Source organism: Micromonospora humida, from assembly GCF_016901255.1.
Classification (GTDB): domain Bacteria; phylum Actinomycetota; class Actinomycetes; order Mycobacteriales; family Micromonosporaceae; genus Micromonospora; species Micromonospora wenchangensis.
Map to the genome: position 1 here is coordinate 57,516 of NZ_JAFEUC010000011.1, position 26,495 is coordinate 84,010.

The 26,495-nt window shown below is 74.7% G+C and carries 21 protein-coding genes and 2 tRNA genes; 19 read left to right on the plus strand and 4 right to left on the minus strand.

The genetic code is table 11. The features are described 5' to 3' along the window. Positions 1-105 precede the first annotated feature (105 nt). From JQX11_RS21595 to JQX11_RS21615, 5 genes are all read left to right on the plus strand, one after another. The gene (locus JQX11_RS21595; protein ID WP_204926787.1) at positions 106-615 is read left to right on the plus strand and encodes a SigE family RNA polymerase sigma factor; all 510 of its coding nucleotides are present in this window, start codon (positions 106-108) and stop codon (positions 613-615) included. Continuing rightward, the gene (locus tag JQX11_RS21600; RefSeq protein WP_204926788.1) at positions 605-1,552 is read left to right on the plus strand and encodes a hypothetical protein; all 948 of its coding nucleotides are present in this window, start codon (positions 605-607) and stop codon (positions 1,550-1,552) included. The genes JQX11_RS21595 and JQX11_RS21600 overlap by 11 nt, the downstream gene beginning before the upstream one ends. A 57-nt stretch (positions 1,553-1,609) precedes the next feature. Next, positions 1,610-1,683, plus strand: a tRNA-Met gene (locus tag JQX11_RS21605). 261 nt (positions 1,684-1,944) lie between these two features. Then, positions 1,945-2,018, plus strand: a tRNA-Met gene (locus tag JQX11_RS21610). 118 nt (positions 2,019-2,136) lie between these two features. Beyond that, on the plus strand, positions 2,137-2,406 hold the full coding sequence (locus tag JQX11_RS21615) for a hypothetical protein (RefSeq protein WP_204926789.1): 270 nt from the start codon (positions 2,137-2,139) through the stop codon (positions 2,404-2,406). A gap of 36 nt (positions 2,407-2,442) precedes the next feature. On the opposite strand, the gene JQX11_RS21620 is transcribed toward JQX11_RS21615, so the two are convergent. After that, the gene (locus JQX11_RS21620; RefSeq protein WP_307826295.1) at positions 2,443-3,774 is read right to left on the minus strand and encodes an ABC transporter substrate-binding protein; all 1,332 of its coding nucleotides are present in this window, start codon (positions 3,772-3,774) and stop codon (positions 2,443-2,445) included. Positions 3,775-3,909: 135 nt separating this feature from the next. Between JQX11_RS21620 and JQX11_RS21625 the strand changes: the two genes are divergently transcribed. Then, a complete protein-coding gene (locus JQX11_RS21625) occupies positions 3,910-4,743 on the plus strand; it encodes a phosphoribosylaminoimidazolesuccinocarboxamide synthase (protein WP_204926790.1) in 834 nt (277 codons plus the stop codon). A 45-nt stretch (positions 4,744-4,788) separates the two neighbouring features. Here JQX11_RS21625 and JQX11_RS21630 read toward each other — a convergent pair whose 3' ends face one another. Together JQX11_RS21630 and JQX11_RS21635 are read right to left on the minus strand one after the other, a co-directional pair. Beyond that, positions 4,789-6,804, minus strand: a complete 2,016-nt coding sequence (locus tag JQX11_RS21630; protein WP_204926791.1) for a WXG100 family type VII secretion target — start codon at positions 6,802-6,804, stop codon at positions 4,789-4,791. A 14-nt stretch (positions 6,805-6,818) separates the two neighbouring features. Beyond that, the gene (locus tag JQX11_RS21635; protein ID WP_204926792.1) at positions 6,819-7,865 is read right to left on the minus strand and encodes a WXG100 family type VII secretion target; all 1,047 of its coding nucleotides are present in this window, start codon (positions 7,863-7,865) and stop codon (positions 6,819-6,821) included. A gap of 249 nt (positions 7,866-8,114) precedes the next feature. On the opposite strand from JQX11_RS21635, the gene JQX11_RS21640 reads away from it, so the two are divergent. The 10 genes from JQX11_RS21640 (at position 8,115) to JQX11_RS21685 (ending at position 22,562) form a co-directional block, all read left to right on the plus strand. Then, the gene (locus JQX11_RS21640) at positions 8,115-8,474 is read left to right on the plus strand and encodes a WXG100 family type VII secretion target (protein ID WP_269756933.1); all 360 of its coding nucleotides are present in this window, start codon (positions 8,115-8,117) and stop codon (positions 8,472-8,474) included. Between the two features lie 79 nt (positions 8,475-8,553). Next, positions 8,554-8,844 carry a WXG100 family type VII secretion target gene (locus tag JQX11_RS21645; RefSeq protein WP_088644222.1) on the plus strand — a complete coding sequence of 97 codons (291 nt, stop codon included), beginning with the start codon at positions 8,554-8,556 and terminating at the stop codon, positions 8,842-8,844. 107 nt (positions 8,845-8,951) lie between these two features. After that, a complete protein-coding gene (locus JQX11_RS21650; RefSeq protein WP_204926793.1) occupies positions 8,952-9,353 on the plus strand; it encodes a YbaB/EbfC family nucleoid-associated protein in 402 nt (133 codons plus the stop codon). Next, complete coding sequence (locus JQX11_RS21655; RefSeq protein ID WP_204926794.1) at positions 9,346-9,717, plus strand: hypothetical protein; 372 nt, start codon at positions 9,346-9,348, stop codon at positions 9,715-9,717. Before JQX11_RS21650 ends, JQX11_RS21655 begins: the two co-directional genes overlap by 8 nt. A gap of 48 nt (positions 9,718-9,765) precedes the next feature. Then, positions 9,766-19,677, plus strand: coding sequence for a WXG100-like domain-containing protein (locus JQX11_RS21660; protein ID WP_204926795.1), 9,912 nt, complete (start codon positions 9,766-9,768; stop codon positions 19,675-19,677). 2 nt (positions 19,678-19,679) lie between these two features. After that, the gene (locus tag JQX11_RS21665) at positions 19,680-20,447 is read left to right on the plus strand and encodes a hypothetical protein (protein WP_204926796.1); all 768 of its coding nucleotides are present in this window, start codon (positions 19,680-19,682) and stop codon (positions 20,445-20,447) included. 20 nt (positions 20,448-20,467) lie between these two features. Continuing rightward, the gene (locus JQX11_RS21670) at positions 20,468-21,130 is read left to right on the plus strand and encodes a hypothetical protein (RefSeq protein WP_204926797.1); all 663 of its coding nucleotides are present in this window, start codon (positions 20,468-20,470) and stop codon (positions 21,128-21,130) included. 99 nt (positions 21,131-21,229) lie between these two features. Further along, positions 21,230-21,460: a hypothetical protein gene (locus tag JQX11_RS21675; protein WP_204926798.1), complete on the plus strand. Its 231-nt coding sequence runs from the start codon at positions 21,230-21,232 to the stop codon at positions 21,458-21,460. Then, complete coding sequence (locus JQX11_RS21680) at positions 21,457-22,017, plus strand: hypothetical protein (RefSeq protein WP_204926799.1); 561 nt, start codon at positions 21,457-21,459, stop codon at positions 22,015-22,017. Before JQX11_RS21675 ends, JQX11_RS21680 begins: the two co-directional genes overlap by 4 nt. Continuing rightward, positions 22,014-22,562: a hypothetical protein gene (locus JQX11_RS21685; RefSeq protein ID WP_307826296.1), complete on the plus strand. Its 549-nt coding sequence runs from the start codon at positions 22,014-22,016 to the stop codon at positions 22,560-22,562. The genes JQX11_RS21680 and JQX11_RS21685 overlap by 4 nt, the downstream gene beginning before the upstream one ends. Before the next feature lie 20 nt (positions 22,563-22,582). Here the strand turns inward: JQX11_RS21685 and JQX11_RS21690 are convergent, their stop codons facing one another. After that, a complete protein-coding gene (locus tag JQX11_RS21690) occupies positions 22,583-23,053 on the minus strand; it encodes a hypothetical protein (protein WP_204926800.1) in 471 nt (156 codons plus the stop codon). A 128-nt stretch (positions 23,054-23,181) separates the two neighbouring features. Here JQX11_RS21690 and JQX11_RS21695 point away from each other — a divergent pair, with 128 nt between their 5' ends. The 3 genes from JQX11_RS21695 to JQX11_RS21705 all read left to right on the plus strand — a co-directional run bounded on the left by JQX11_RS21695 (position 23,182) and on the right by JQX11_RS21705 (position 26,490). Next, positions 23,182-24,117 carry an SseB family protein gene (locus tag JQX11_RS21695; protein WP_204926801.1) on the plus strand — a complete coding sequence of 312 codons (936 nt, stop codon included), beginning with the start codon at positions 23,182-23,184 and terminating at the stop codon, positions 24,115-24,117. After that, positions 24,114-25,094, plus strand: a complete 981-nt coding sequence (locus JQX11_RS21700) for an SMI1/KNR4 family protein (protein WP_204926802.1) — start codon at positions 24,114-24,116, stop codon at positions 25,092-25,094. The genes JQX11_RS21695 and JQX11_RS21700 overlap by 4 nt, the downstream gene beginning before the upstream one ends. A gap of 175 nt (positions 25,095-25,269) precedes the next feature. Continuing rightward, positions 25,270-26,490, plus strand: coding sequence for a S8 family serine peptidase (locus JQX11_RS21705; RefSeq protein WP_204926803.1), 1,221 nt, complete (start codon positions 25,270-25,272; stop codon positions 26,488-26,490). Positions 26,491-26,495: the final 5 nt, after the last annotated feature.

Sequence of the window (26,495 nt, forward strand, 5' to 3'; positions counted from 1 at the left end):
GGGATCGTGGGCCCCGTCGCTTTTCCGACCAGTCGTCCCGCAACCTGACGATGCCGCTGACCGTCTCCAGTGCAGGTGGCCGGGACGGGGGGACGTGGTGCGGGCATGAGGGACGAGCGGAGTTTCGACGAGTTCTACCGGAGCACCTCGGCGCGGACCCTGCGCTACGGCCACGCCGTGGCAGGCGACCACGGCGAGGCACAGGACCTCGTCCAGGAGGCGTACGCCCGCGCCTGGCGGCAGTGGGGCCGGCTGGCGCAGCACCCCGCGCCGGAGGCGTGGCTACGGCTGGTGGTCAGCCGGCTGGCCGCCGACCGGTTCCGCCGGTTACGGAGCTGGCGGACGGCGATCAGCCGTACCGGTCCGCCGGAGGACGTCCGGCCACCCGGTGAGGACACCGTGCTGCTGGTGGCCGCGCTACGGCAGCTCCCCGCCAACCAGCGTCAGGCGCTGGCCCTGCACTACCTGTTCGACATGCCGGTGGACGAGATCGCCCGGGAGGCCCGGGTGCCCAGCGGCACCGTGAAGTCGTGGCTGTCCCGGGGGCGGTCCCGCCTGGCCGAACTGCTCCCCGGCGTCTCGGCGAAGGAGTTGGAGGTCAACGATGTCGCGTGAGCTGCACCGTTTCTACCGGTCGTTGGCGCAGGACACCGACCCCGGCGGCCTGGTCCCGCCCGACCTGGTCCGTCGGTACGCCGACCGGCGGGCCCGGCTGCGGGCGGCGGCGGGGGTGCTGGTCGTGGCGGCCCTGGTGGGCGGGACGGCGGCCGGCACCCGGTTCGTGCTCACCGCCGCGCCCGGCACGCCGGCCGGGCCGCCCTCCATCTCCCCACCCACCACCGCCGTCGCGGTGCCCGCCCCGGCGGTGTCGCCGGCGGCGACGGTGACCTCCGCCCCGGCCGCGTCCGCGCTCACCGGCTCCGCCGTCCGGTCGCCGGCCGGCCCGGTCAGCCCGGCCGTCACCTCGCCGTCCGCCCGACCGCCGACCGCGATCCCCGACGCGGCGTTCTTCACCCTCGCCGCGGCCAACGAGACCGGTGTACGGCCGATGTTCACCCCCGGCCCGGCGCTGCCGCAGCTCTGCGGCGCGCACCCCGGCGACTCCGGTGTCGTCCGGAGCCGGGGTCGCGTCCTGGCCTTCCGCTACGCCGACACCCCGAAGGGGTACGTCCCCGACGGCAGCTACCGGCACACCATCACCCTCTACCGGGCCGGTCGCGCCGAGGACGCGCTCGGTGAGCTGCGGGCGGCGGTGCGGGACTGCCCGATCCAGCAGTCGTCCGACACCCCGGGGGTGACGTCCCGGTACCGGCTGCTCGGCGGGGGCGGCTACGGCGACGAGTCGGTGCTGTTCGAGCTGCGCCGGTCGTACTCCGAAGGGGCGGGTGTCCCGGCCGGCGGGGACGAGATCCGGCTGGTCCGGGCGATCCGCCTCGGGGACGCGGTGACCGTGCTCTGGGAGCAGGGCTGGGAGGGCACGTCCAGTGACCGGTCGCAGGTGGACGCCGACAGTCGGCGGGCGGTGGACGCGCTGCGGGACTGGTTGGACTGACGGCCCGGGTGCCGTTTTGCGGGCCCGGGGGTCGGTAGGCTACGGTTAACCAGCCGACGCGGGGTGGAGCAGCTCGGTAGCTCGCTGGGCTCATAACCCAGAGGTCGCAGGTTCAAATCCTGTCCCCGCTACGTTTTCGACAGGCCCCGGAGTTCGTCTCCGGGGCCTGTCGCCGTTACCGGACCATGTCGCCGTTTCCCGGGGCCTCCAGCCGGTGCCGCCCCGGCGGCGGTGGGCCTGCCGTCGCGGGGGCGGGAACCGGCCGTACCGCCGCCGGCGAACGGGCGGCGCGGGCGGCGTTGCTCCGCGGCGGGCGTCCTGAGCTGGGCGGACGGCGGATCGGGGGGCCGGCCGATCTCCGTCGGGCGGATGGGTTAGTCTTAACGGGCCGACGCGGGGTGGAGCAGCTCGGTAGCTCGCTGGGCTCATAACCCAGAGGTCGCAGGTTCAAATCCTGTCCCCGCTACGTTTTCGATAGGCCCCGGAGTTCATCTCCGGGGCCTGTCGCCGTTTCCCGGCGTCCCGTCCGGAATCGCTGCGGGCTTCGGCGTGCCGGAGTTGCCGCCCTCGGTCAGGATGAAGGCATGTCTACTGAGATCAAGACGTCAACTCCGATCACATGGTGGGGCCGGCTGAGCGCGGTCCTCGGCGCGGTCGTGCTCTCGGTCTTCGTGCCGGTGGCCGCGTGGGCGTCCACCGGCACCGGCGAGCTGGTGGTGGAGGCGGCCCGGCGACGGTCCCGGGGCGGCGGGTTCGGCGTCCTCGGGCTGCTCTGCTGCCTGGTGGTCGTCGGCGGCATCGTCCTGCTGGTGGTGCTGCTGACCCGCAACCGGCGCAACCGTCCGCCCCGCTGATCCGCGACCGGCGTCACCGCCCGTCCCGCCGACCCGTCACCGGGCCAGGGCCGCCTGGGCCCGGGCCATGAACTGTGTCGTCGCCGCCCGCGCCCCGGAGCGTCCCGCGCGGATGCTCCGGGCCGCCTCGGTGAGCAGGGCACGCACCTCGCCGTGCCCCCGCGGCGGCGGGGCGGGCGCCGGGCCGACCTGCTGGTGCAGCGCCTCGCCGAGGGCGGCGACCCGTTCGGCAAGCGGATCGTCGAGGGTCTGCACGACCGCCTGGCGTACGGTCAGGCTGGCCGGCAGGCCCCGCTCGGTGCCGAGCAGCCGGCCCACCTCCACGCTGCCAGTGAGGAAGTCGATCACGTCGGCCACCACCTGCGGGTGCCGGGTGCCCCGGAACCCGGCCCAGTACATCGACGCCCGGTCCCACTGGGCGGCCCGGGGGCCGGGGAAGCCGACCAGGGCCAGTTCGTCCTTGCTGTAGCGCTGCAGCTCGGGAAACTGGTGCGACCAGGCGAACGAGGCGGCGGTGTGCCCGCTGACCACCAGTTGCCGGGCCGGATCGCCCCCGTCGGCGCGGTCCACCAGGGCGGCGGCCGGGGTGGCCCGTTGGCTGCGGGCCCGCTCCCAGAACTCGAACCAGTCCAGCAGCGCGGCCGGGCCGAAACCCAGCTGGCGGCCCTGGTAGAACCGGGTGCCCAGCCCGCGCAGCCAGAGCCACAGCGCCCGGTGGTCGCCCGACGGGTCCATCGAGCCGGCGACCCGGCCCCGGCTGGCCCGGGTCACCCGGGCGGCCCAGCTCAGATAGTCGGCCCAGGTCATCGAGGTGGTCGGCTCGGCAACCCCGAGCCGGCGCAGCAGGTCGCGGTTGAACACCACGGCGGCGTGGGTCTGCGCGGCCGCGACGCCGTACACCCGGTCGTCGATCTTGCCGTAGTCGACCAGGCCGGGCGGCAGGGTGTTCAGGTTGATCCGGCCGCCGTCGACGTAGCCGCCCAGGTCGAGCAGGATGCCGCGCTGGGCGTAGTCGCCGAGCATCGAGTCGTCGATCTGGAACAGGTCGGGCACGTTGCCGCCGCCGGCCTGGGTGGCGAGCCGCTCGTAGTAGCCGCCCTGCCCCTGCCAGGTAACCCGGAAGGTGACCTGCGGGTTGCGGGCCGAGTACATTCGCAGGGCCCGTTCGGTGGCCTCGGCCCGTCGGGTGCCGCCGTACCAGAAGACCGACAGCTCCACCGGGCCGTCCGGCGTCGGCGACTCCGCCTCGACGCCGCACCCGCTCAGCCCGCCCGTGGCCAGCAGCGGGACACCGAGCAGCGCGCCGAGCAGCCGCCGCCGGGCCGGGTCGACGCCGGGCCGGACCAGCGGGGGACGCACAGCGGACACGGGGTGCTCCTGGGGACGGGCGGGCCGGTAGCCGGACCATTCACGCAGGTGGCGCGGCCGGGTGTCAACGCCCGCCCGGCCCGCCCCCCGGGTGGGCGACCCGGCCGGCGTCGTCCCCGTGGTGTACTAGGGCACGTGGAACTTCTGCACTCCGGCAAGGTCCGGGACGTCTACGCGGACGGCGACGACCTGATCCTGGTCGCCTCCGACCGGATCTCCGTCTACGACGTGGTGCTGCCCACCCCGATCCCCGACAAGGGGCGGCTGCTCACCGCCCTGTCGCTCTGGTGGTTCGAGCAGCTCGCCGACCTGGTACCGCACCACGTCATCTCCACCACCGACGTGCCGGCCGAGTTCGCCGGCCGGGCGATCCGCTGCCGCCGGCTGGACATGGTGCCCGTCGAGTGCGTCGCCCGGGGCTACCTGACCGGTGGCGGCCTCAAGGAGTACGAGCGCACCGGCGCGGTCTCCGGCGTGCCGCTGCCGCGTGGCCTGGTCGAGGCGTCGATCCTGCCGGAGCCGATCTTCACCCCGTCGACCAAGGCACCGGCCGGGGAGCACGACGAGCCGATCACCTTCGCCGACGTGGTGGACAAGGTGGGTGCGGAGACCGCCGAGCGGCTGCGCCAGATCACCCTGGACGTCTACCGGCGGGGTGCGGAACTCGCCGCCGACCGGGGCATCCTGGTCGCCGACACCAAGATCGAACTGGGCTGGGCGACGGACGGCACCCTGGTCCTCGGCGACGAGGTGCTCACCTCCGACTCGTCCCGCTACTGGCCGGCCGAGTCGTACCAGCCGGGCCGGACCCAGTTCTCCTACGACAAGCAGTACGTGCGGGACTGGGCGACCAGCAGCGGCTGGGACAAGCGGGCCCCCGCGCCCGAGGTCCCCGCCGACGTGGTCGAGGCGACCCGGGCCCGTTACGTCGACGTCTACGAACGGTTGACCGGCGAACGCTGGTCCTGACCCGCCGCGCCCCGGCCGGCCCGTCGCGGGCCGGCCGGACAGCGGTCAGTTGCCGCCCAGCGCGGTCTTCGGCTCGGCCCGGTAGGAGCGGTCCTCGGCCTGCTTGCCGAGGACGCCGCCACCGGGGGTCTCCACACTGAACGCCTGCTCGTCGGTGACGATCCCCGGGCCGTCACCGTGCCCCTCCCGGTCGTCCCGCTTCGCGGCGGTGGTCCGCCGGGGCGCCAGTTCCGGGGGCACCGGCTGACCGCCGCGCGCCCGCCGGGTCGTCGGCTCGGCCGTCGGCCGGCCGCGCAACGCGCCCGGGACCTCCTCCAGCCGGGACACCCGGCCCCCGGACAGCGGCGCGGCCGGCGCGTCCAGCACCGGCGCGGTCGCCTCCGACCGGTCGTCACCCCACCACTCGCCGCCCGGCGTCGCCGGTTGCGCCGCACCAGCCCGGTCACGGCGCTTCGACCGGGGCGTCCCGGTCACCCCGGCACCCCGGGTCGGGCTGCCCAGCACGGGCGGGGCAATCCCCGGCCGGGTCGGCGTCGAGGCGTCCCCGGCCTGCCCGCCGGCGGCGCGACCGGCACCGCCGGACGTTCGCCGCTCCGGTGGACGCCGGTTCTGCAACACCGGCGCGGTGGTCTCCCCGGCCGGCCGGCCGAACAGGTCCTCGTCGCCGGCACCCGGGCGGGCGGTGCCCCGCCGGGCCGGGTCCGCCTGCTGCCCGCTGCCCGGCCGACCGGAAGCCGGGGAGTGCGGGGAACCGGTCGCCGGGTTGCCCCGGGCACCGGTCGGCGGGGCCGCCGTCGACGGCGAACCGGGGCCGCGCAGCCCGTTCGGCGGCGCGGTCCGACCGCCGGTCGGGGGCGGGGTGGCGTTCGCGCCGGGGGAACGCAGCGACGCCTGGGGCGGTTCGCTGACCGTCGGCGCTCCGGCACCGCCGCGCAGCACCCCGCTGCGCAGCCCACGCTCACCGGCGAGCCCGTCGAGGCCCGGCGGCCGGGCGAGCCCAGCCCGGCCCGCGCCGGTGGCGTTGGCGGTCCCGCCGCTCGGAACGGGTGCCCCGGTGGACAGGCCGGGTGGCGGCGCGACCAGCGGCGGCGGCACCACCGGCGGCGGTGCCACGGCGGGACCCGCCCGCTCGTCGGTGCCGGGCGTCGGTGCCGGCGCGCCGGCCTCCGGTGGCGGCCGGAGAGTGTCCAGCACCTGCCGGGCCAACTGGTCCGGACCACCCGGACGGGGCACCGGCCGCACCGACGCCGGCGGCGGGGTCGCCCCCACCCCCGGCGGGCGGGCACCGGGCGGCCGGACCGGCGGCGGGGTGCCGACCGGCCCGCGCCACGGCGGGTGACCGACCGGGTTGAGCACCGCGTCCATCGGGAAGAACGGCGGACCGTGCCCGCCGCTGACCTTGCTCAACGTGTCGAAGTAGTCGTCGGCGGTACGCCGGGCCAACTCCTGCGCCCGGCGGTTGTACTCCTCCTGCTTCTCCTGCACCGCCTCGGCCTCGGCCGCCTGGATACCCTTCTCGCCGTCGTACAGGCCCAGGGTGAAGCCCTGCTTGAAACCCTCCGAGAACTGCGTCCAGCCGTCGGAGTTCTTCGCGTCGTCGATGGCCTCCCGGTATTCCGTCCAGAGCCGCTCCATCTCCGCCCGGGAGTCGCGGGCGATGCCGACCATCGCCCGCAGCGCGGTCACGTTGTGCTGGGCCGCGTCCATCCACTCGTCGAGGTACGCCAGCGTCTTGCCCGGCCCCGCCTTGAGGAACGCGTCACGGGCCTGCGGTGACTTCCAGTGCTCGTCGTGCAGGGTCTGGCTGGCGGACAGCAGTTGCTGGTGGATGCTCTGCAGCAGGTTGTAGGCGTTCTGCCACTGGTCGGCCAGCGCCGAGATGTCCTCCGGGTGCTGCCCCAGCACCTGCTGGCGGACCGCCTCGATGGTGGCCCCGCCCGCACCGCCCGGTGCCGGGGTGAACTTCAGGTCCGGGTTCTCCGGCGGCATGACGTACCGGGTGCCCTCGCCGCGCGGGCCACCGTGCGCGTACGTCGCCTGGGCACCCCAGTAGTCGGCCATGGTGTCCTCCCGGCTCAGATGCCGTAGTCGTGCTGCTTGATCTCGTCCAGGGCCCGCTTGGCGGGGGATTCGGTCAGCTCGGCCGGGTCCACGCCCTCGGTGTCCTCGCCGATGTGCAGCTCCTGGGTGACGGTGCCCTTGCCGTCGGTCGTGGTGACCGTGCGCGTCCCGTCGGCGTGCTGTTCGTCGACCTTCTTCGAGGTCGGCTGCTCGTTGGCGTCGAGCTGCTCGCTGGTCACCGTGTGACCACCGTCGACGCCGTACGACGTGGTCTCCCGGCTGCCGCCGGTGCGCCGGCCCTCGGCGTCGGTGTTGGTGGTGGTGACCACCGTCGAGTTGCCGGTGACGACCGTGGTCGTCCGGCTGGTGCTGCTGTCGAGCACCTTGCCGGTGGCGTCGGTCGTGGTGGTGACCGTCTCGGTGCCCACGCCACCGGGCAGCGACCGCTGCACGATGGTGCGCACCACACCGCCGGGGCCGAGCGCGGTGAAGGTGATGCTGCCGTCCGGGGCGACCCGGGGCTGGCCCTGGTCGACGAACTGCTCGGGGGTCGGCGCGGCGTTGGCCTGCCCGCTCGACACCGTTTCGAGGTACTGGTCCCACCAGGTCTTGCCGGAGACGAACGGGGGCAGCCCGGCCGGACGAGGCGCGTCGGCCTCGCCGAAGGCGAACCGGACCGCGTCCAGCGAGGCCGCCGACCAGCCGTCGGTGTTGGCGTAGGCGTCCGCCACCGTCTGCGCGGCCATGCCGATGTTGGTCAGCGCCGCACCCAGGTAGGTCAGGTACTGCTGGAACTCGGCGTAGTTCAGGGTGAGCTGGGTGCGGACGTAGACGCCCTCGGGCAGCGCGGCACCCTCCCAGGCGCGGTGCGGCAACTGGCCGAGCTGGCTCAACCGGCCACCGTGGCTCTGCAGGTTCTCCTGGATGACGACCATGTTCTTGCCGTAGTCGACCAGCCCGTCCGGATCGACGTCGACGGGTTTCTGATCGGCCAGCCAGTCGGTCCGGGTGTTCTGGTCGGTCTCGTGCTGGTACGGGTTGCTGCCGTCGTCCTCCGCCACCGAACCCTCCCCTGGTGCGGCGGGCCCCCGCCCGAGTGTCACCGGAAATCGCCCCGAGCGTAACCGCTGCCGACCACCGCCGGGACCCGGTATCGCCGCTGTCGCCACCCCGACCAGCCACTTCGGACGAAGTGAGGTGGCCCGATTCGTTACGGGGCGCTACCGTCAGGGTCGGCCACGACGGCCACCACCATCAAGGGGACGCTTCCCTGACCGGGGGGCGCAAGCAGAGGAGCGGGTGAGTCCACCTTGACCGACACTCCTGGACTGGGTCAGGTTCACGCCACCCAGGAACAGCTGAACGCGATGGCGAATCGGTGCAACGAGACCGGTGAGGGCCTCGCGCTGGGCATGGCACGGCTCATCGAGCGGGTGCAGGCGCTGGGCGGCAGCGGCATGCGGGGCTCGGCGAACAATGCGCTTCAGGACGTCTCCGTGCAGCTCAACGACGGCCTCAAGAAGATCATCTCGGCGCTCGACGAGCTGTCCGGCAAGATGACCAGCGCCGCCACCCAGTACGGCATGAACGACGAGGACGCCGCGACCGAGATCCGCCAGGCCGCCGCCGAGACCGGCGACGCCAGCGTGATGAGCATCCTGCGCGGCTGACGCCGCCGGTATCCGCCGCGGCCGCGTCGACCCTCCCGGGCGACCCGTGCCGCTGTGACCAGCGAAAGGTGACCTTCCAGTGAGCAGTCCCATCACCTACAACTTCGCCCAGATCTCCGACGTGGCCACCGCCATCGGCACCTACCAGGGCCAGATGGACGGCAGCCTCCAGGACCTCTACACCCAGTTCACCCAGCTCTTCGCGCAGGACTGGCAGGGGCCGGCGGGGCAGGCGTGCGACGAGGCCCGGCAGAAGTGGAACCAGGGCGCCACCGAGATCAAGGAGGCGCTGACCCGGGTCGGCGTGAAGCTCGGCGCGTCGGCCGAGCGGATGCAGCAGGTCGACCAGCAGATCGCCGCCGGCATGTGACCGTCCGGTCCGACGCCCTCCGGCCGGAGGGCGTCGGACCGGCGGGGCGGCCGGGCCGGGCCGCCCCGGCTAGGCTGCCCGGCGGAAGGGACCTCGGGGGAGGGGCGATGGAGGAACGACCGAACTTCGGCGCGTTGACCGCCATGATCGGTGACCTCAAGAAGGCCTGGTCCGGAATGGACGACGTGCAGCGTCGGATGCTCCGGGTGACCGGTACCGCCTGGTCGGACGACCGCACCGTCAAGGCGGTCGTCGGCCCCCGGGGGCACCTGCTGGAGCTGGACATCGACCCCCGGGTGTTCCGTAACCCCAACTCCAGGGCGCTGGCCGCCACCATCGTGGCGACCGTCCGGCTCGCCGTGGAGGACGCCGCCGAGCAGTCCCGCGAGATCCTCGACGGCAGCCTCGCCCCCGACCTGCGCCGGATGGCCCCCGGCGGCGCACAGCTGGAGAAGCTGCTGCACAGTCACGACGCCGACGTGCGCCTGAAGGGGGACGACGATGAGTAGCTTCGTCGAGATCAAGACGAGCGTCGCTGACATCCTCGGCATCGCCAACCGGCTCCGGATCAGCGGGCAGTCGATGTCCACCGCGATGGACGGCAAGCTCGGCGCGATCACCGGGCTGGAGGCCGCACCCGGGACGCTGCCGCGCGACGAGTTCACCGAGGAGTTCCTCAAGACGTACCACAAGTCGGTCGAGGTTTCCGGCGGCGGCGGGCAGCAGATGAACGAGGCGATCAAGACCACCGTGCCCAAGCTCGGCGAGGCGATGGACAAGCTCGGTGCGTACGTGGCCGACGCCATGTGGAGCTACACCGGCACCGACGACGACAACGCCACCGACATCGACCGGGCCGGTGGCCGGCACTGACCCGAGGCGGCCGGCCGGGGGACCCGACGGTGCCGGGGAGGACCCCGCGTGAGCGAGAGTGACCACGCCCTCGCCGAGATCCTGGAGTGGTTCTCCGACCTCGAAGCCGCCATCCCGGGCGTCCGCTCCACCGTCGGCGAGATCCTCATCGGCAAGATCCCCGAGTCGGACATCGACGCCGTCTACGAGCTCTCCGACGCCTGGGGTGCCGCGACGCAGGAACTCGCCGCCTTCTATGAGGAGGCGGTGCATGCCGCCGACGGCATCCTGACCAACTGGAGCGGCGACGGGGCCGCCGAGGTGTTCACCCGGGAATGGCTCGCCTACCTGGAGTCGCTCGCCGGCACGGTCGACACCCTCGCCTCCATGCAGGAGGCGGTGCAGAGCTTCGGCCTGCAGATCGAGCTGATGAAGTTCATGGCCCTGCTCGGCCTGATCATGCTCGCCGTCTCGCTGTTCATGCTGGTCGCCGCCGCCATCCCGTCGCTCGGCCTGTCCACCGCCGGCATCCCGGGGGCGTTCGCCGCCTGCCGGGCCGCGATCGGGGCCGCCGCCACCAACGCCGTACGGGCCATCGGCAGCATCTCCGTCCGCGCCGCCCTCGCCGAGGTGACCGCGCTGCTGACCCGTACGCTGCCGACCCTGGTACGGACCCAGTTGCCGAACCTGGTCCGCACCCAGGTTCCCCGGCTGGTCACCACCCAACTGCCGCGCTTCGCGCGGACCCAGGTCCCCGCCTTCGTCCGGCAGACCCTGCCGACGGTGATCCGGCAGGGCGCCGGCACCCTCGCCCGCAACACCCTGCCGCGCAACGTCATCGCGCGGTCGGTCGCCGACCGGATGGCCGGTCAGTGGTTGCGCGGCGTCACCAACCGGGAACTGCTGCGCCAACTCGGCCGGGAGGCCGGGCTGGAGTCCCGACGGCTGGCCGGGCGCAGCCTGCTCGCCGCCCGCAACCAGCTCGCCCGGGAGATCGAGGAACAGCTGCTGCGCAAGTTCGGTGCCCGGGTCGGCACCGACCTCGCCACCCGTGGCGGCGTACGACTGGCCGGCACCGAGGCGTTCGAGCAGCTCAGCCGGGCCACCCTGAGCCAGTACGCGACCCGCGAGATCGCCACCACCACCTTCGGCCGGGAACTGACGAAGTACCTGGGCCAGCGGGTGGCGTTCGGGGCGGCGTTCATGGGCGGCGGCAACCTGCTGGGCCAGATGTACCAGATCGCCGGTGGCGAACGGTCCAACCTCGACCTCGGTCAGCTCGGCGTCTCCACCGTCCAGGGTGGGCTGTTCGGGGCGTCGATGTTCGGCGGCATCCCCGGCCACGTCATCGGCGGCGGGGTCACCGGTGCCCTGGTGACCGGCGCGACCGACGCCGCACAGGGGAAGTTCGACCTGCAGAACATGCTGCACGGCGGCGCGGAGGGGGCCAAGGCCGGCGTCGTCTTCGGCGCGCAGAACAAACTGGACACCGTCCGGGTCGGCGGGATGAACCTGCGGATCGGGCGCGACGTGATGGTGCTCCCCGAGGGAATGGCCGCCGTCGACCGGGCCGCCGGCCTGCGGGTCACCTACAGCGAGCGGGGCGCGGTCTGGGCCCACGTCGACGGCGACGGCCAACGGCTCGACGGTGGGGCGATCGCCGCCGACGGCACCGTGCTCGCCCGCGACGGCGTCCGGTCACCCGACCCGACGGTGGTCGACGACGACGGGCCCACCCCCGGCGGCCCGGGTGGCCCGAACCCGCCGCGACCCGAGCTGCCCCCGGCCGACCTGCCGCAACTCACCGACCTGGCGGGCGGCACCGGCGACGGCGGCGGCCCGCGCCAGCCCGCCCACCCCGCACCGGTGCGGACCACGGAGGCGGGGACCCACCTCGCCGATCCGGCCCGCCCGCCTGCCGACGCGGCCCGTCCCTCTCCCGACCCGCTTCGGCCCGGGGGTGAGCGGTCGCCGGGGGAGTGGTCCCGCCCGGGTGACGACCGGGTGGCCGGGGAGTCGACCCCGCCGCCCGCTCGGGACGCCGACCCCGCCCCGCCCGGCCGCGACCCTGACCCGGTCCGCCCCGACGTCGAGCCGGGACGCCGCGAGGTCGATCCCGTCCGCCCCGAGGCCGAGCCGGGACGCCGCGAGGTCGATCCCGTCCGCCCCGAGGCCGAGCCGGGACGTCACGAGGTCGGGCCGGGCGGGCGCGAGGGCGAGCCTGCCCGGCACGATCCCGCCCCGGGGCACCGGGACGTCGAGCCGGGCGGGCGGGACGCCGAGCCGGCACGCCGAAACCCGGACGACGCACCGCCCCCACTGCCGGCCGGCCGCCCCGAACCACCGGTGATCACCACCCGGGACCACCCGGCGGCCACCGGTGTCGACCGGACCGGGCCGGCCACCGACCCGACCGGGATGAACGGGGCCGACCCCCGCTCGGACCACCCCCCGCCCGACGGCCACCCGGTCGCCGACCGCCCCCCGCAGGACCGGCCCCCCGAGGACCGTGGGGCGGAGAACCGGGGGCCCGACGAGCAGAACGCCCAGACCGGCGCCTCGATCCGTCCCCGCGACGAGCTCCGGGCGATGGAGTGGGCGGACCGGGCCTACGACCGGTTCCGGGCCGACCCGGGGGACGTCGCGGACATCGCGGCGAACCTCGCCACCGTCGCCCGCCCCGGCGGTACGACAGGTTTCACCCACGCCGAGATCGCCCGGGTGAAACAGCACCTCATGGTCGACGAGCACGTGCTGCGGGACTACCCGGACGGCTGGGTCCGTCGACGCTTCGACGCGGACGAGGACATCGCGGAGGCGTGGATCAGGCTGCGGGAGGGCCGCCCGCTCGAACCCGACCTGGTCCTGCTGGAGCACGAGCTGGCCGAGTCGGGCTACCTGCTGGTGCACCCGGACGCCACCTACCCGGATGCCCACGCGTACGCCCAGAGCCTGTTCAATTGGGAGCGGGTCGCGCCCGGCCGGACCGGAGAGGACCTGGACAACTCGTGGCCGAGGGGAACCGGTGATGGCGATTCTGGTGGACTTCGAACTGGTCCGGGAGGACAGTCGGGAGGTCGAGTACAGCTTCGGCTACCCGGAGAAGGACCGTCGGCTGGTCATCCAGAAGGCGTCCCGGGAGGGCCAGGTGCTGGACGGGACGGCGGACATGCAGTACAGGAAGGCGTACGGCAAGATCCTGCGGATGCAGGCCGAGGCGGCGAGCTGGCCGCCGGGGGGCAGCTACGCGGCATAGCACAGGGACACCTCCCGGCCGAGCTGGTGCCGGCCGGGTCGCACCCGGTCGGGCCGTCGGTGCCGCTGCCCGAGGCGGTGCGGTCGACGTTCGACGGGCACGTCGGGGAGCTGCTGGCCGGCCGGGACGCCGGCCCGGTGGACCAGCCGTACCGGGCGAGCTGGGACGAGTCGTCCCGCCTGCTCACCGTCGAGTACCCGGACGGGCTGTGGGTCGGGGTGGTGCTCCAGGTCAACTCGTCGCTACCACCCGGGCAGCCGGTGGTGCTGCGGCCGGGGATGGCGGTCGAGCACGGGCGGTGGGTGCAGCGGGAGCCGGCCGGGGTCGTACTGCCGGAGCACCTGCCGGCCGACCCGGCTGCGCGGGCCGCCTCCGTCGACCGGCAACTCGGCGACGCCTGGCGCACCCTGCACCGCGAGATCCACCAGGTGCTCGACCGCCCGGTCGAGCCCGGGCGGGCCGGGGCGCCGGTGGACGACGTACCGGAAGGGGGCCGGGACGGGGCGACGACGCCGGAGCCGGCGCTTGCGGCGCTGGAGGCACCGGTCCGGCCCGACCCGCCGGTGCTGGACGCCGACGCGGTCAGCTTCCGGGACGCCACCGCCCCAGCGCCGGCACCACCCCGGCCACTCAGCCCGGACACGGTGCGCGGCCTGCTCGCCGACGACCCGACGACCCCCGGGCAGCTGCGGGACTGGGCCCGGGAACACCTGGCGGTGCGCCAGGAGGACGGCTCCTACCTGCCCCGCAGCCAGGCGGAGATCGACGCCGTGGTGGCCCGGCTGCGCGCGGAGACGACCGCGCTGGTCGCCCAGCGGACCCCGGCCGACCCGAACACCGCACCACCCGCCGTCCCACCCCGGACAGGCGACGAGTTGCCGATCAGCCAGGAACTCGCGCCGAGCGGCAACTTCCCGGCGCACCGCACCAGGACCGGCGCGGAACTGCCCGAGCAGGTGCACGAGCTGGTGGACAGGGCGAAGGAGAACCTGCTCGGCCGGTACCCGCAGGCGGCGGTGGCCCGCCGAATCGCCGACCTCGACGCGGTGGCCGGGCAGGCCGACCGGTTGCAGGCGGCCGCCGACCGGGCCCGCGACGGCGGCCCGCTCGGTGACGTCGTCCGGGAGGTACGCGCGCTGAGCCGGGCCGTCGACGGGTACGCCGACCGCTACCGCGACTGGCGGGACTTCTCCCGGGGCGGGGAACACGCCGACCCGGGCTGGCGGGACCTGGACGGGGTGGACCCGCTCAACGCCGTCGAGATGGCCCACCGGGTGGTCAGCGTGGACCCGGTCACCCACCGGTTCCACGTCATCGACCAGGCGATCGCGGTGGCGAAGATCGGCGACGTGCTCGGGCCGGCCTTCGAGCGGCACGCGGCCGACACCTTCGGCCGGCTGATCCCCAAGGACCCGCAGAGCGTCGAGGCGCTGCTCCCACCGGAGCTGCGCCCCCCGGAGCTGGACGCGTGGATCCGCGGGCCGGCGCGCGGCGGCTTCGACACCCGGACCGAGATCCTCTATGTGGACCCCCGCGACGGTGCCACCAACCGACCGATCAGCGCGGTCGCCGCGACCGTCGTGCACGAGAGCATGCACCGGCTCCAGCCCAGCCCCGACGTGGTGGGCGACGTGCTGGCCCAGGGAGTCGCCGAAGGACGCTACGGCGACGACGTCTCGGCGCAGGTGCTGGTGCCGTTCCGGTTCGAAGGCGAGTTCCAGGCGTTCGCCGTCCAGCAGCACTTCCTCCGCGGGCTGGCCGGCTTCCGCGCCACCGACCACGCAGGCGACCCGCGCCTACCCCGCAGTGACGCCTACCAGGAGATGGCCGACTGGACCCCGCAGCAGATGCGGGACTACGTCCTCGACCGGTACGTGCTGGATCCGGCCGAGCGGGCCGTGCTGCCCCGGGAACTGCTCGACCGGGCGGTCGACCAACCTGTCGCGCAGATCGTGGAACGGGCCCGCCTGGCCATCGCCGAGGCGAACCATCCGATCCCCGGCGAGCGTCGTGGCGGCGCCTTCCACGGCCCGCTGAGCCGGGAGATCGCCGACCGGTACGGCATCGACCTCGACGCGATCGGACAGGAACAGTCGGGACGGTCGCTGCCCGCGCTCCGCGACCGTCCGGCCGCCCCGGACGTGTCGGCCCCACCCCGCTCCGGCCCCGGTACGCCACCGCTCGCCGAGTGGGGGCCGGCACGCGACGGTGGCCCGGCGGACCGGCCGGCGGCCGGACAGCCGACGCAGCCGGGGCCGGGGCGTCGCCCGGGAGTGCTGGGTCGGGCCCTGCACCGGATCACCGGCCTCCTCGGCGGGGCCGACCCGACCCCGCCCGCGCCGGAGCGGGGAGCGGCACCCCGGCCGGTCACCCCCGAAGCGGGGACGCCGCGACCGGGTGGACCGGGCGAGGGGACCGTCGGATCGTGGTCGGCTCCGGGGCGGGCCGCGGACCACCGGACGTGGGCACCGGAGCCGGGGCCGGGCTGGCCCGCTCCGGAGCCGGCCCGTTCGGCAGGCCAGCCGGGTGCGGGGCGCGGGGCGGCCGACGCGGTGGCCCCGGATGGACGGACCCTGCTCGCGCTGACCGAGCGCCGGTGCGTCGTCGACGAGCTGCGGGCGGCGACCGACCCGATCGACCAGGCCCGGCTCCGGGAAGACCTCCACCGGCTCGACGCCGACCTGGCCCGACGCGGCTACCCCGTGCACGAGCTGGAGCAGGTGCCGCAGGCGGACGGGGCGACACCGGCCGACGGGCGGGAGCCCACCCGCAACGACGAGATCTGGTCCGACCCACCGTGGCGGCGGGAGGGCCGGCGGCCCTCGCTCGACGAGCTGATCCCCGGCAGCCGGGAGGAGGCCGACGCCTGGGGTGACGCCGTCCGCCGGGAGTTCGCCGACCAGCTCGACGGGCGCGAGTTCGCCGGGCTGCGCGTCCGGGTGGAACTGGACGATCCGTACAGCGTCAGCGTGCACCGCGACGAGGTCGTCGTCCGGGCCGCCGTCCACGATCCGGACGGCGTGCCCGTCGGTCGGGTGGTGCGGTCCTTCCACCGCGACCACGACGGCAGCCTCTTCGTCGAACACGTCTCGCTGAAGCTCAGCGAACGGGTCCAGGGGCAGGGCTTCGCCCGGGAGTGGAACGGCCACCTCACCGACTGGTACCGGTACTCAGGCGTCGAACGGGTCGAGGTGCACGCCGCCTCCACCGTCGGCGGCTACGCGTGGGCGCGCGACGGATTCGACTGGGCGCCGAACACCGGACACCGGGCCGAGGGCGTGCTCGACCGGCTCCGAACTGAGCTGCGTGCGGTGGACGTCGACATCGCGCTGGCCCGGCGGGCAGCCGACGGCGACGGCCCCGTCGACGTCGACCGGCTCCGGGCACGCTACGGCACCGGCGACCCGGAGCAGGTGCTCACCGAGGCGTACCGGCAGCGGGAGGCGGGACGGGAGATCCTGGACCGGGCCCGCAGCCACCCCTTCGGCAGCGGCCGGTACCCGACGCCGTTCGAGATCAGCCAGGCCGGCTGGGGGGAGCACCACCGGGGGCGCGACGCCTCCTGGATCGGCAAGCGGGCCCTGCTCGGCGCCGACTGGAAGGGCGTCAAGTCGATCAGCGACACCGGTCCGCTGCACCCCCGGTCGGCGTACACCGCCGGGCTGCCCCGGGTGCCCGACCCGTCGGCGATCCACGGGCTGCTCCGCGGGGACGGCCCTGCGCCGGTCACCGCCGCCCGGGTGCCCGACGCGCAGTTCCACGGGTACGGCCGGGAGATGGCTGCGCCGGAACTGGTACGTCGACTCGGCGACGAGGCGTTGCGCCTGCTGATCGACCGGTTGCCGGCGGACGGCACGCTGCGCGGCGTACGGCTGGACCTGACCGCCGTGCCGGCGGACGCCCTGCCCGACGGCGCGGTGGCCCGGTCGGTGCCGGTCGACGCGGACGGCCGGGACCTGCCGCACGGCACCGTGCCACCGGAGGGGGGCGGCTGGCGGATCGAGCTGTCCGACCGGGCTGCCGACGTCAACGTGGCGCGGGCCGTCGCCCACGAGGCGGCCGAGCTGGCGGCGATCAGGCAGCGGGCCGCCGGTGGGCTGGACCCGTTCGCGCCGGACGCTCTCACCCCGGGTGTGCTGGCCGACGGCATCGGTCCCAGCCCGCACGACCTGGGCCGGCTGGCCGAGGTGGAGGTGCTGGCCGACCTGCTGCGCGACCCGGCGCAGGCGACGTACGCCCGAGTCGAACTGCGGGCCCTGCGCGACCATCTCGGCCTGCATCCGGACGATCCGGGGGCGGCGGCCCGGCTGAGGCTGCTCGACGGGCGGATCGGCGACGCCGGCCGGGACGCGCTGCTGGGTCGGGACGGCCCACCGGACGGGCGTGCCGGTCCCTCCGGCGGCGGCCCGTCGGGGCGTGCCCGCGACGGTGACGTGCTGCCGCCGGAGGCGGTCCACCGCTCGAAGCCCACGGGTGAGCTGGCCCCGGCGACCTATCCGGCCCGGGTCAGTCGGGTGCCGTTCGAGTTCGCGCGGTTCCTGCACGATCCCCGCTGGTCCACGGAGGCGACCCGGTTCGAGCAGCGGTTGGGGGCGCACTACTTCCGCGACCCGCAGGTGCAGGACACGGTACGGACGGCGCTGACCCGGATGCGGGACATCCTGGTGGCACTGACCGGGCCGGCGCACCCGGGGGAGACCCGCGCCGAGGTGGTCGCCCGGGTGGAGAGCGCCTTCTTCCGGGACGACGCGCCCGACAGCGCCGGTCAGGTGGGCACCTCGGTCAGCTTCGATCGGCTGCTCGCCGAGGGTAACCTCCGGGAGACGATGACCGCCTTCTACAACGCGGCCTACTGCAACTGGAAGAACCCGTACACCCTGTCCCACGCGCTGCTGTCGGTGCTCGACGAGGGCCGGTGGGAGCAGGCCCGGGACGCGGGCGTCGACGTGGCGGCGGTCCGTCGGATGGGCGACCTGCTCGACGGTACGGTGAACCGGCTGATGCCGGACCCACTGCGGGACAGGCTGAAGTTCGGCCGGGACTTCTTCGCCACCGGCAACGTGGCGAGGAACTCGGAGCACGGCATCCGGGACCTGGCCGAGATGACGGCGAGTCAGTCCCCCCGCCGGCCCCGCTCGGATGACGAACAGCTTGCCCTGGCCAACACCCCCGACCACTATGCCCGGCTGGGGACTCCGCTCGGTCGGCTCGAACGGGCGTACGTCGACCAGGTGAACCGGGAGAGGTCCGGCGCTCCGCTCGGCGACCACAGCCTGCTGCCGTGGCGTGAGGGGGTGACCGCGCACGACACCGACCATGGACCGTGGGCCCGCTGGGTGGGGCGGGACGGCTTCCCGGTCATCGACGGGGTCTCCGGCACCACCGCCCGGATGCTCACCGCCGCCCGGTTCGTGGGGCTCGACGGCCTGCAGACCGAGCGGTTCCTGAGCGGCCTGATGGGCTGGATGCTGCCGGCCCGGGACCATTCGCTCTTCGAGATCCTGCGCGGAGCGGAGATCGCCGGTATCAGGCGGGTGGAGCTGCGCCCGCCCGACAGCCGCCTGACGGCGGTGGACCTCTACCGCAGCCTGCCCGACGTCGACCTGCCCACGCTGCGGGCCGAGGTGACGGTGGACGGGCTCTTCCCCCACGAGGCCCGTTACCTGGATCATGCCGTCGACCCGCATGGTTTCTCGGAGACCCGGCACAAGGTCCCGGCGATCGCGGACCGGCTGTGGCCCCAACTGGACAGCGGCCAGGTGCGTGACGCCGACCTCGCCGGTTGGCTGCGGCGCAACGGCATCGACCCGGCCGACACGGCAGCCGTGCGCAGTCTGGGTCAGCGGCTGTCGAAGCCCCACGTCATGGCGCTGGCGGTCTACACCCGACACAGCCACTACCTGATCAACAACGTGATCCGTACCCACCTGTTCACCGGTGGGGTGGCGCAGCGGCCGACGAAGGAGGTGTTCGACCGGAAGGTCGACGAACTCGTCAGGAACTACCTGGGCAATATCGCTGCCGGCACCAAGGCGTTGCCGTTGCCGTTGCTGCTCCGTTCGGTGGTACACGAGGGGGCGGGTCACCTCACCGCACGCTCGCCGCTCAGCGACCCGGCCGCGCGGTGGGTGCAGGCGCACCGGCGGATGGCGGCGGCCAGGCAGCGGGCGCGGGAACAGCCGGGCGCCCAGAGCGCCGTCGAGCGGGTCCGGGCCGCCCAGGCGCTCGACAGGGCCTGGGACGACCTCACCGGTCGGCTCCGCTCGGTGTCACCCCCGTTGTTCGACGAGGTGCGGTGGCACGCTGACATGGTGCACGACGCGATGATGCAGTTGCCGGCCGTCGGTGGTCCGGACCGGCCGGTGGTCGCCTACCGAGGTGACTGGATCACCCCGGTGTACTCCCCGATCTATGGCAACTCGTGGCTGCCGACCGGTAGGGCGCGGGAGTTCCTCAGCGTCAGTCGCCGCCTCGACGTGGCGGTACGGTTCATGGCCGAGAACCCTGCCTCGGGCGGGAGAATCCTGGTGGTCTACCGGCTCACCGGGCAGCAGGCCCGCGACATATCGGTGTTCTCGTCCTTCGCCGTCGATGAGGAGGCGGTCTTCCCCCCACGCTCGCGGATGCGTCGCACGTCCGATCCTGACCTCGAGGAACAGGTACGGGCCCGGTTGCCTCCCGAGTTCCAGGACAACTGCACGATAATAATCATGGAAGAGATCTGACAGTGATCGACAGTCCTGTATGGGATGAGGCGGACGACCTCTTCGCCGCCGTGCACCGCATGCTGTTGCGGTTGGCGGGGCGTTTCCCCGACGAAGTGGTGACCCAGCTGCGAAAACTCCTCGGCGACGGGGATCTGCGGCACCTTCCGGATGCGGTGTCGGTGGCGACGGTGCAGTACGCCGTACCGATCTCCGCTGCGGACCGGGAGCTGCTGGGCCGGGTCCTGCGCGCGCTTGACGTGCCGGGGGGCGAGCCCCGGTTGTACGACGAGGTGCCGGTCTCCGAGGAGACGCCGTCGGCGGATGCCTTCCGTTTCCTGCCGGCGCGGACAGCGGTCGTCGAGCGCGCCGGGAACCGGCTGCCGAACCCGTTGGACCTGACCGGTGTCGACCCGGAGGACCCCACCGGGTTGCCGGCCCGGCTCGGTCACCTCGCTGATCTGGCCTACGAGCTGACCGACTGGCCCGACACCCGGTTCGTGGTGAGTGTTTCCCGTCATCCCGGTGTCCGGGGTGTCTGGCGGGCGTGGCGGTCGACGACTGACGGCTCGCCGGTGGAGCGGCGGGTCTGCCTCGCCGAATTGAGCCCTGGGATGCGGGCCTGGGACATCACCTACGATGCTCAGCGCGCCCTCGCCGAGGAGGATGAGGAGGCGCCGCAGGTGGAGACCTTCTGGGCCGGTGAACCACTGCCGCCGTACCAGCGGGCGGCGCTGGCGGGCGCGGCCCTGCTGTGGACGCCTGTACCACCCGGCCCGGGCCCGGGGTGACACCGACAGGGAGGTTGCTGGTGGACACGGAGCGGACGACCGAGGCGCTCCAGCGGTACGTGCTGGAGCCGGGCGAGTCCACCGAGCGGGTGTGGGTCGGTCCGGAGTCGGTGACCGTGCGGACCGCCCGCTTCCGCTACCTGGCCCGCCCGGCGCGGTGGGCGGTCGCCGACGAGGAGTGGGTGGCCGACGCGGTCCGGGTGGTGGCCGCGCGGCAGCCGATATTCGTCACCCATGCCCTGCTCCTCACCGCGTCGGGCGGGACGCTGCATCTCAACCGGCCCGAGGTGATGGGTGAACTGGGTCGCCGGGTGGGAGCCGGGCTGGACCCGCTGGCCTACGCGGAGCTGCTCGGTGAGCTGTATTCGGCGTGGGAGATCGACGGCCCGGTGGTACGCCCCTTCTCGGTGACCGAGGGCACCCGCGCCGGTTGGCTGGTCCGCGACCCCGACCACTTCACCCGGGTGCTGGCGGTGCCGGACGCTCCGGCGGTGACGCCCCCGACGTTCGTGCCGGACCCGGACGGGAGCTGGACCCTGCGGTTCTTCTCGCACAACCATTACCTGTTGGAGATCCGCTCCGCGGTCGATGTGTACCGGTGGACGGTGACGGGCGGGCCGGACCGGGCGGCGACCTGGGCCCGGGAGACCGTCGCCGAGCGGGTCGAGCGTCCGCTGCCGTGACGGGTGGTGGTGCGGCCAATCGGCCAGCAGAGACCAGCCACGGTCGCTGGTCCGGGCGAGCGGTTCGCCCGCCGGTGGCCGGTGTCCGGAGGTGACCTGATGGCGATGAACGACGATCCGGAGCGGCAACGCCGGCTGCGCGAACTGGCCGAACTGCACGCCCGGTGGCAGGCCACACACCGGGTGGACGACGTCGACTTCACCCCCGAGGGTGCCGACTCGGCGCAGCGTCGGTCACCGTCGGCGCAGGCGCAGCGCGAGTACATGCGCCAGGCCCGGGAGATCATGGGTCTCGACCCGGACACCGGCCACTACCGGGACCCCGAATGAGCCTGCTGCCCGCCGTCCGGAGCCGGGACGAGGCCGACCTCTACCTGGAGCTGCATCCGTGCGCCCGGTGCGGGTCGATGGAGGCCGCCTGGACCGGGACGGCGACGGCGCAGGGGAGCCGACCGGCCTACCGGTACTCCGGTCGGTGCGCCGAGTGCCGGGAGCAGCGCGAGTTCGTCTTCGCCCTGCCCGACGGACGGACGGCACCCGCCGACGCCGGCCCGCACCCCACCACCCGGTTCGGCGGTCCGCAGCCTTCCGCCCTGCTCGACCCCGGTGAGTGGCTGCTCGTCGCCGACTGGTGCGGCCAGGCGGCAGAGGTGGCCGAGCGGGAAGGTGACGACGCCGAGGCGGCGGACCTGCGCTGGACGGCCGTGGCTGCGTTGGAGGAGATCGGCAAGTTCCTGCCCGACGGCGGCGACGCGGTGCCGGAGGCGGCGTTCTGGTCGACCCGGGGACGGACGGTCTACCACCGGGAACCGGGACGGTTCCGCCGCCGCCGCATCGAGGTCGTCCGGGACTTCCACCTGGACCACATGCCGTGGAGCCCGTCGTGACCCCGCTGGCCGCGCGGTCCACCCACGAGGCCCACCTCTACATGGACCTGCAACCGTGCGGCTGCGGGCAGGGGGGCTTCCCGCGTGCCTCCACCGTGCTCACCCTGCCCGACGGCGACCTGGCCCGCCGCTACACCGGCGGGTGCCAGGGGTGCGGCACGCCCCGGGAGTTCCTGTTCCGGCTGCCCGCCGCGCCCGTCGAGGTCGAGGAGGGCTTCCGGTACGGCGGCCCGGAGCCGTCCCGGCTGATCGACGCCGGGGAGTGGCTGTGGGTGGCCGAGCAGCACGCCAGGGGGGTGCCGGCCGGGGCGCAGACCCTACCGGAGGCGGACCGTCGGCGCTGCCGGTCCCGCCTGGCCGCCGCCGTCGCCGCGCTCGACGAGGTGATGAAGTTCGTGCCGCCCGGTGGGGCCCGGGTGCCGTTCACGGCGGTCTGGACGGCGCTGGGCCGCACGGTCTACCAGCGGGAACCGGGCCGGTTCCGGGCCGGCCGGCTGGCCGCGGTGCGGTCGGCGTACATGGGGGCGCTGCGCCGCCTGGGCTGAGCCGTCGGGGGTGGACGCGGTCAGTCGGCGGTGCCGCCCGACGGCCGTGCGGGGGTGGGGGCCCGGCCGGCCGGTGGGCTGGCCGACAGGTTCGCCTCGCACGTGGGGGAGATGCTGCTCTGGTCCTGCACGAGCCGGTCGCCGAGCAGGATCGTGCAGTGCAACGTCGGGGTCCCGCCAGCGTACGCCAACCGCTCGTCGACCCCCGGCCGGACCTGCGGCGTCGCCGACACCCACACCCGTTCGACGTCGGGATAGCGCAGGGTCACCGCATGGGACCAGGCCCAGGTCAGGCTGGTGGCGGACTGGGTCTTCAGCGCGCTGTGTCCCCAGGTGACCGCCATCCCGAACAGCCCACCCCCGCCGCCGGCCACCTCGACGGTGAGCGTGACCACGTACTCCACCGGGGCCGGTGCGGGAGCGGGCGACGGGTCGGCGGAACAACCGGCCACAGTGGCGGCCAGGGCGACGACGGCGACGACACGTCGCATGGAACCTCCTGCGGAACGTCGGCGGACGGCGACCGGCCCGTAGCCTAGCGTGCGCCCGCTGCGGGTCCCGCCCGCCGGCGGGACATCGCTAGGCTCAGGTCGGCACCGGGCAGGGAGGGAGACCCGTCGTGGACGAGTCGTGGCAGCCGGCCAACGACACCGAACGGGCGTTGCTGCGCGCGGCGCGCGACGACGACCGCACCGGGTTCTTCCGCATCCTCACCCGGGCCGAGCTGTTCCTGCCGCAGGTGCGCGACGACGACCCGGCCGACGGCGGCCAGCGGTTCGTCACGATGGACCTCTTCGGAGCGCCGTTCCTGCCCGTCTTCACCTCCCTGGAGGCGATGGCGTCGCAGGTCGCCGGGGTCGCCGACGCCTACACCGTGACCGGGTACGACGAGCTGTGCGAGCGGTGGCCGGTGGCCGGCTGGCGGCTGGCGGTCAACCCGGGCACCCCGCTGGACGCGTACCTGCCGGTGGCGGCGGTCCGGGCGGCGGCGGACGGTGAGCTGACCGTGCCCGCCGGGGCGGAGCTGCTCACCGAGCTGGCCGAGGCGGCGGCCGACGACGAGATCGCCGCCGCGACCGCCGACGGGACGGACGACCCGACGACCGCGCTCGCCCCGCCCGCCCCCGCCCCCGGGCCGACGGACGAGCCGGACACCGCCGCGCTGTTGCGGGACGCGGCCGAGCGGGGTGACTCCACCGGCTACCTGGACGCGCTGCTCGACGCGCTGGTGGTGCTCCCCACCGCCGCCCCGGTGCACGACCCGGCCCGGCTGGTCGACCCGGACTTCCCGTGGCGTGCGGTCGGTGCGGGGGAGACGCCGGTGATCGAGGTGTTCACCTCCCCGGAGCGCTTCGCGCGGGCCCACCCGGACGGCACGCCGAGCCTGCGGGCCACGATGGCCGCCGTGCTCACCGTCTGGCCGCCGGGACATGCCCTGGCCGTCGACCCGGACTCCCCGGCCGGCGTCACCGTCCCCGCCGACCAGGTCCCGTTCCTCCTGCTCTGGCCCACCCCCGACGAGACCGTCCCCGGCCCGCACGGGCGGGGCCGGTGAGCGGGGGCGGGCCGATCCCCGCAGCCCGGTACGCCTTCGGGGTGGCCCACCCGGTCGCGCCGATGCTGCGGGTCCGCTACCGGCAGGGGGTGCCGGTCGACCCGTACGGTTTTCCCGACTGGACGCCGTACGCGCGGGCGGTCGTCGAGCTGCCGCCGCTGCCGCCGGGCATCGGGGTGGACGAGGCCCGGGTGCTGGACGTGCTCACCGCCAACCTGACGGTGCCGGACCCGGCGGATCCGCAGGCGTCGGGGCGTACCCCGGCGGGGTGGGTCTGGGCGCACCTGGCGCGCAGCCGGCGGGTCGCGCTGGTGCCGGCGGAACTGCACGCGGCACTGCGGCACCTCGGTGGGGTGAGCACCGGCGACGCCGACCACCGGCGGCGCGGCCTGCCGGTGGACACCGCCACCCCGCCGCCGCTGCGGTTCGCCGAGCGGCTCACCCCGCAGGCGGTGGCCCGCGTCGAGCAGCGGCTCGGCGGCACCCTGCCGGCCGGCTACCGGGACTTCCTGGCCCGCACCAACGGCGGCTGGCCGGACTGGCCGGCCGTGCACCCCCGGTTCGGGTTCGTGGTCGACCAGCCGCTGTTCGGCGTGGTCCGGGCCGACTGGATGCAGGACCTGTGCCACGCCAACGCCTGGTTCACCGACCGGTTCACCGCCGACTTCCTGGCCGTCGGGCACGTACAGGGCGGCCTGCTCGCCGTCCGGGTGGCCGGCGGCGACGAGGGATCGGTCTGGTACTGGGACGACGACGACCCCCGGGCCCGCGACGACGACACCGCCGCCGACGTGGCCGACCGGCTGCTGCACCGCTGCGCCGACAGCTTCGGCGTCTTCTGGCACGCCCTGCGCGCGGTGCCCGGGTCGCTGCGCGAGCTGGCCGTCGACGCGGTCGCCAGTGGCCGGGTCGACCGGGTCGACGACGAGCGCACCGGGTGGGCGCTGCCGCCCGCCCGCCGGCGGCCGGCGGCGTGAGGCCGGGACGGAGGAACACATGACGGGGTACCCGCCGGTCCGGCCACAGCCGGACGACCAGGTCGGTGCGGGCGGTCGCCCGGACCGCGCCGGTCCGGCCGCAGCGTCACCGACGACCGGGCCGGACCGGGGCCGGACCACGGCTGGCCGCCCCGCCCGGGCGGGGCGGCGTCCGGTGGCGGGTGCGCTCGTCGTCGGGCTGGCCGCCGCCGCCCTGGTCGGCCCGGTGCGGCCCGCCACGGCGGCACCCGACTGCGCGCCGGCCGGTGGGCAGGTCGGCACGCCGTCCTGGGCGCAGCAGGTGCTCGCCCCGGAGCAGGTGTGGCCGTTCAGCCAGGGGGCCGGGGTGACCGTCGCGGTGCTCGGCTCCGGAGTGGACGCCGACCACCCGCAGTTGCGGGGGCGGGTCGGCAGCGGCTTCGACGCGGTCCGGGGCAGCGGCCCGGCCGACACCGACTGCACCGGGCAGGGCACCCGGGTGGCCGGGCTGATCGTCGCCCGGCAGGCCGGCGGTTCGCCGTTCGCGGGCCTCGCGCCGAGCGCCCGGGTGCTGCCGGTACGGGTGGTCGACGACCGGGCGTTCGGTGCCGCCCCGGTCGACCCGGCGGTCCTCGCCCGGGGCGTCGACTGGGCCGTCGACCGGGGTGCCCGGGTGGTCGCGGTGACCGTGGCCGCCGACCGGGACGCCGCGACCCTGCGGAACTCGGTGCGCCGGGCCGTCGACCGGGGCGTCCTGGTGGTGGCCGCCAGCGGTGACCGGGGCGGGGACGGCAACCCCGTGTCGTACCCGGCCGGCTACCCGGAGGTGCTCGCCGTCGGGGCGATCGGCCCGGACGGGCGGCGCTGGCCGAAGTCGCAGTACGGGCCGTACCTGGACCTGGTCGCGCCGGGCGTGGCGGTGACCACCACCCAGCGCGGTGAAGGACTGGTCGAGGCCGCCGACGGCACCGCACTGGCCTGCGGGTTCGTGGCCGGTGCCGGGGCGTTGACCCTCGCCAAGCGGTCCGGTACGCCGCGCAGCGAACTGGTCCGGCTGCTGACCGTGACGGCGGTCCCCGGTGCCGACCGCACCGAGTACGGCCACGGCACCGTCAACCCGTACGGTGCGGTCAACGACCAGTTGTTGCCGCAGGCCCGGCCGGCCCCGCTGCCCCGGTTCCGGCCCGCCGACGACCGGCCCGACCCGGCGGTCCGGGAGAGCCGGCGGATCGCCCTGGCCGGCACGGCGCTCGCCCTCGCCACAGTCCTGGTGGTGTGCGCCGTCGCGCTGACCCTGCCCCGGGTACGGCGTCGCCGGTGGCGGGCGGCCGTCGCAACGGCACCCGCCGGGTCGACGTCGCCGGCCGAACCGGGCCCGCCGGTGCAGCTCTTCGACGAACCGACGCCCGGCCGCTGACCCAC

What these genes read in the sequence shown, in the direction of transcription:
- JQX11_RS21600 (WP_204926788.1), top strand. Translation starts at nt 605, where the DNA reads ATGTCGCGTGAGCTGCACCGTTTCTACCGGTCGTTGGCGCAGGACACC.
- JQX11_RS21650 (WP_204926793.1), top strand. Translation starts at nt 8,952, where the DNA reads ATGGAGGAACGACCGAACTTCGGCGCGTTGACCGCCATGATCGGTGAC.
- JQX11_RS21680 (WP_204926799.1), top strand. Translation starts at nt 21,457, where the DNA reads ATGAGCCTGCTGCCCGCCGTCCGGAGCCGGGACGAGGCCGACCTCTAC.
- JQX11_RS21675 (WP_204926798.1), top strand. Translation starts at nt 21,230, where the DNA reads ATGGCGATGAACGACGATCCGGAGCGGCAACGCCGGCTGCGCGAACTG.
- JQX11_RS21630 (WP_204926791.1), bottom strand. Translation starts at nt 6,804, where the DNA reads ATGGCCGACTACTGGGGTGCCCAGGCGACGTACGCGCACGGTGGCCCG.
- JQX11_RS21615 (WP_204926789.1), top strand. Translation starts at nt 2,137, where the DNA reads ATGTCTACTGAGATCAAGACGTCAACTCCGATCACATGGTGGGGCCGG.
- JQX11_RS21595 (WP_204926787.1), top strand. Translation starts at nt 106, where the DNA reads ATGAGGGACGAGCGGAGTTTCGACGAGTTCTACCGGAGCACCTCGGCG.
- JQX11_RS21655 (WP_204926794.1), top strand. Translation starts at nt 9,346, where the DNA reads ATGAGTAGCTTCGTCGAGATCAAGACGAGCGTCGCTGACATCCTCGGC.
- JQX11_RS21690 (WP_204926800.1), bottom strand. Translation starts at nt 23,053, where the DNA reads ATGCGACGTGTCGTCGCCGTCGTCGCCCTGGCCGCCACTGTGGCCGGT.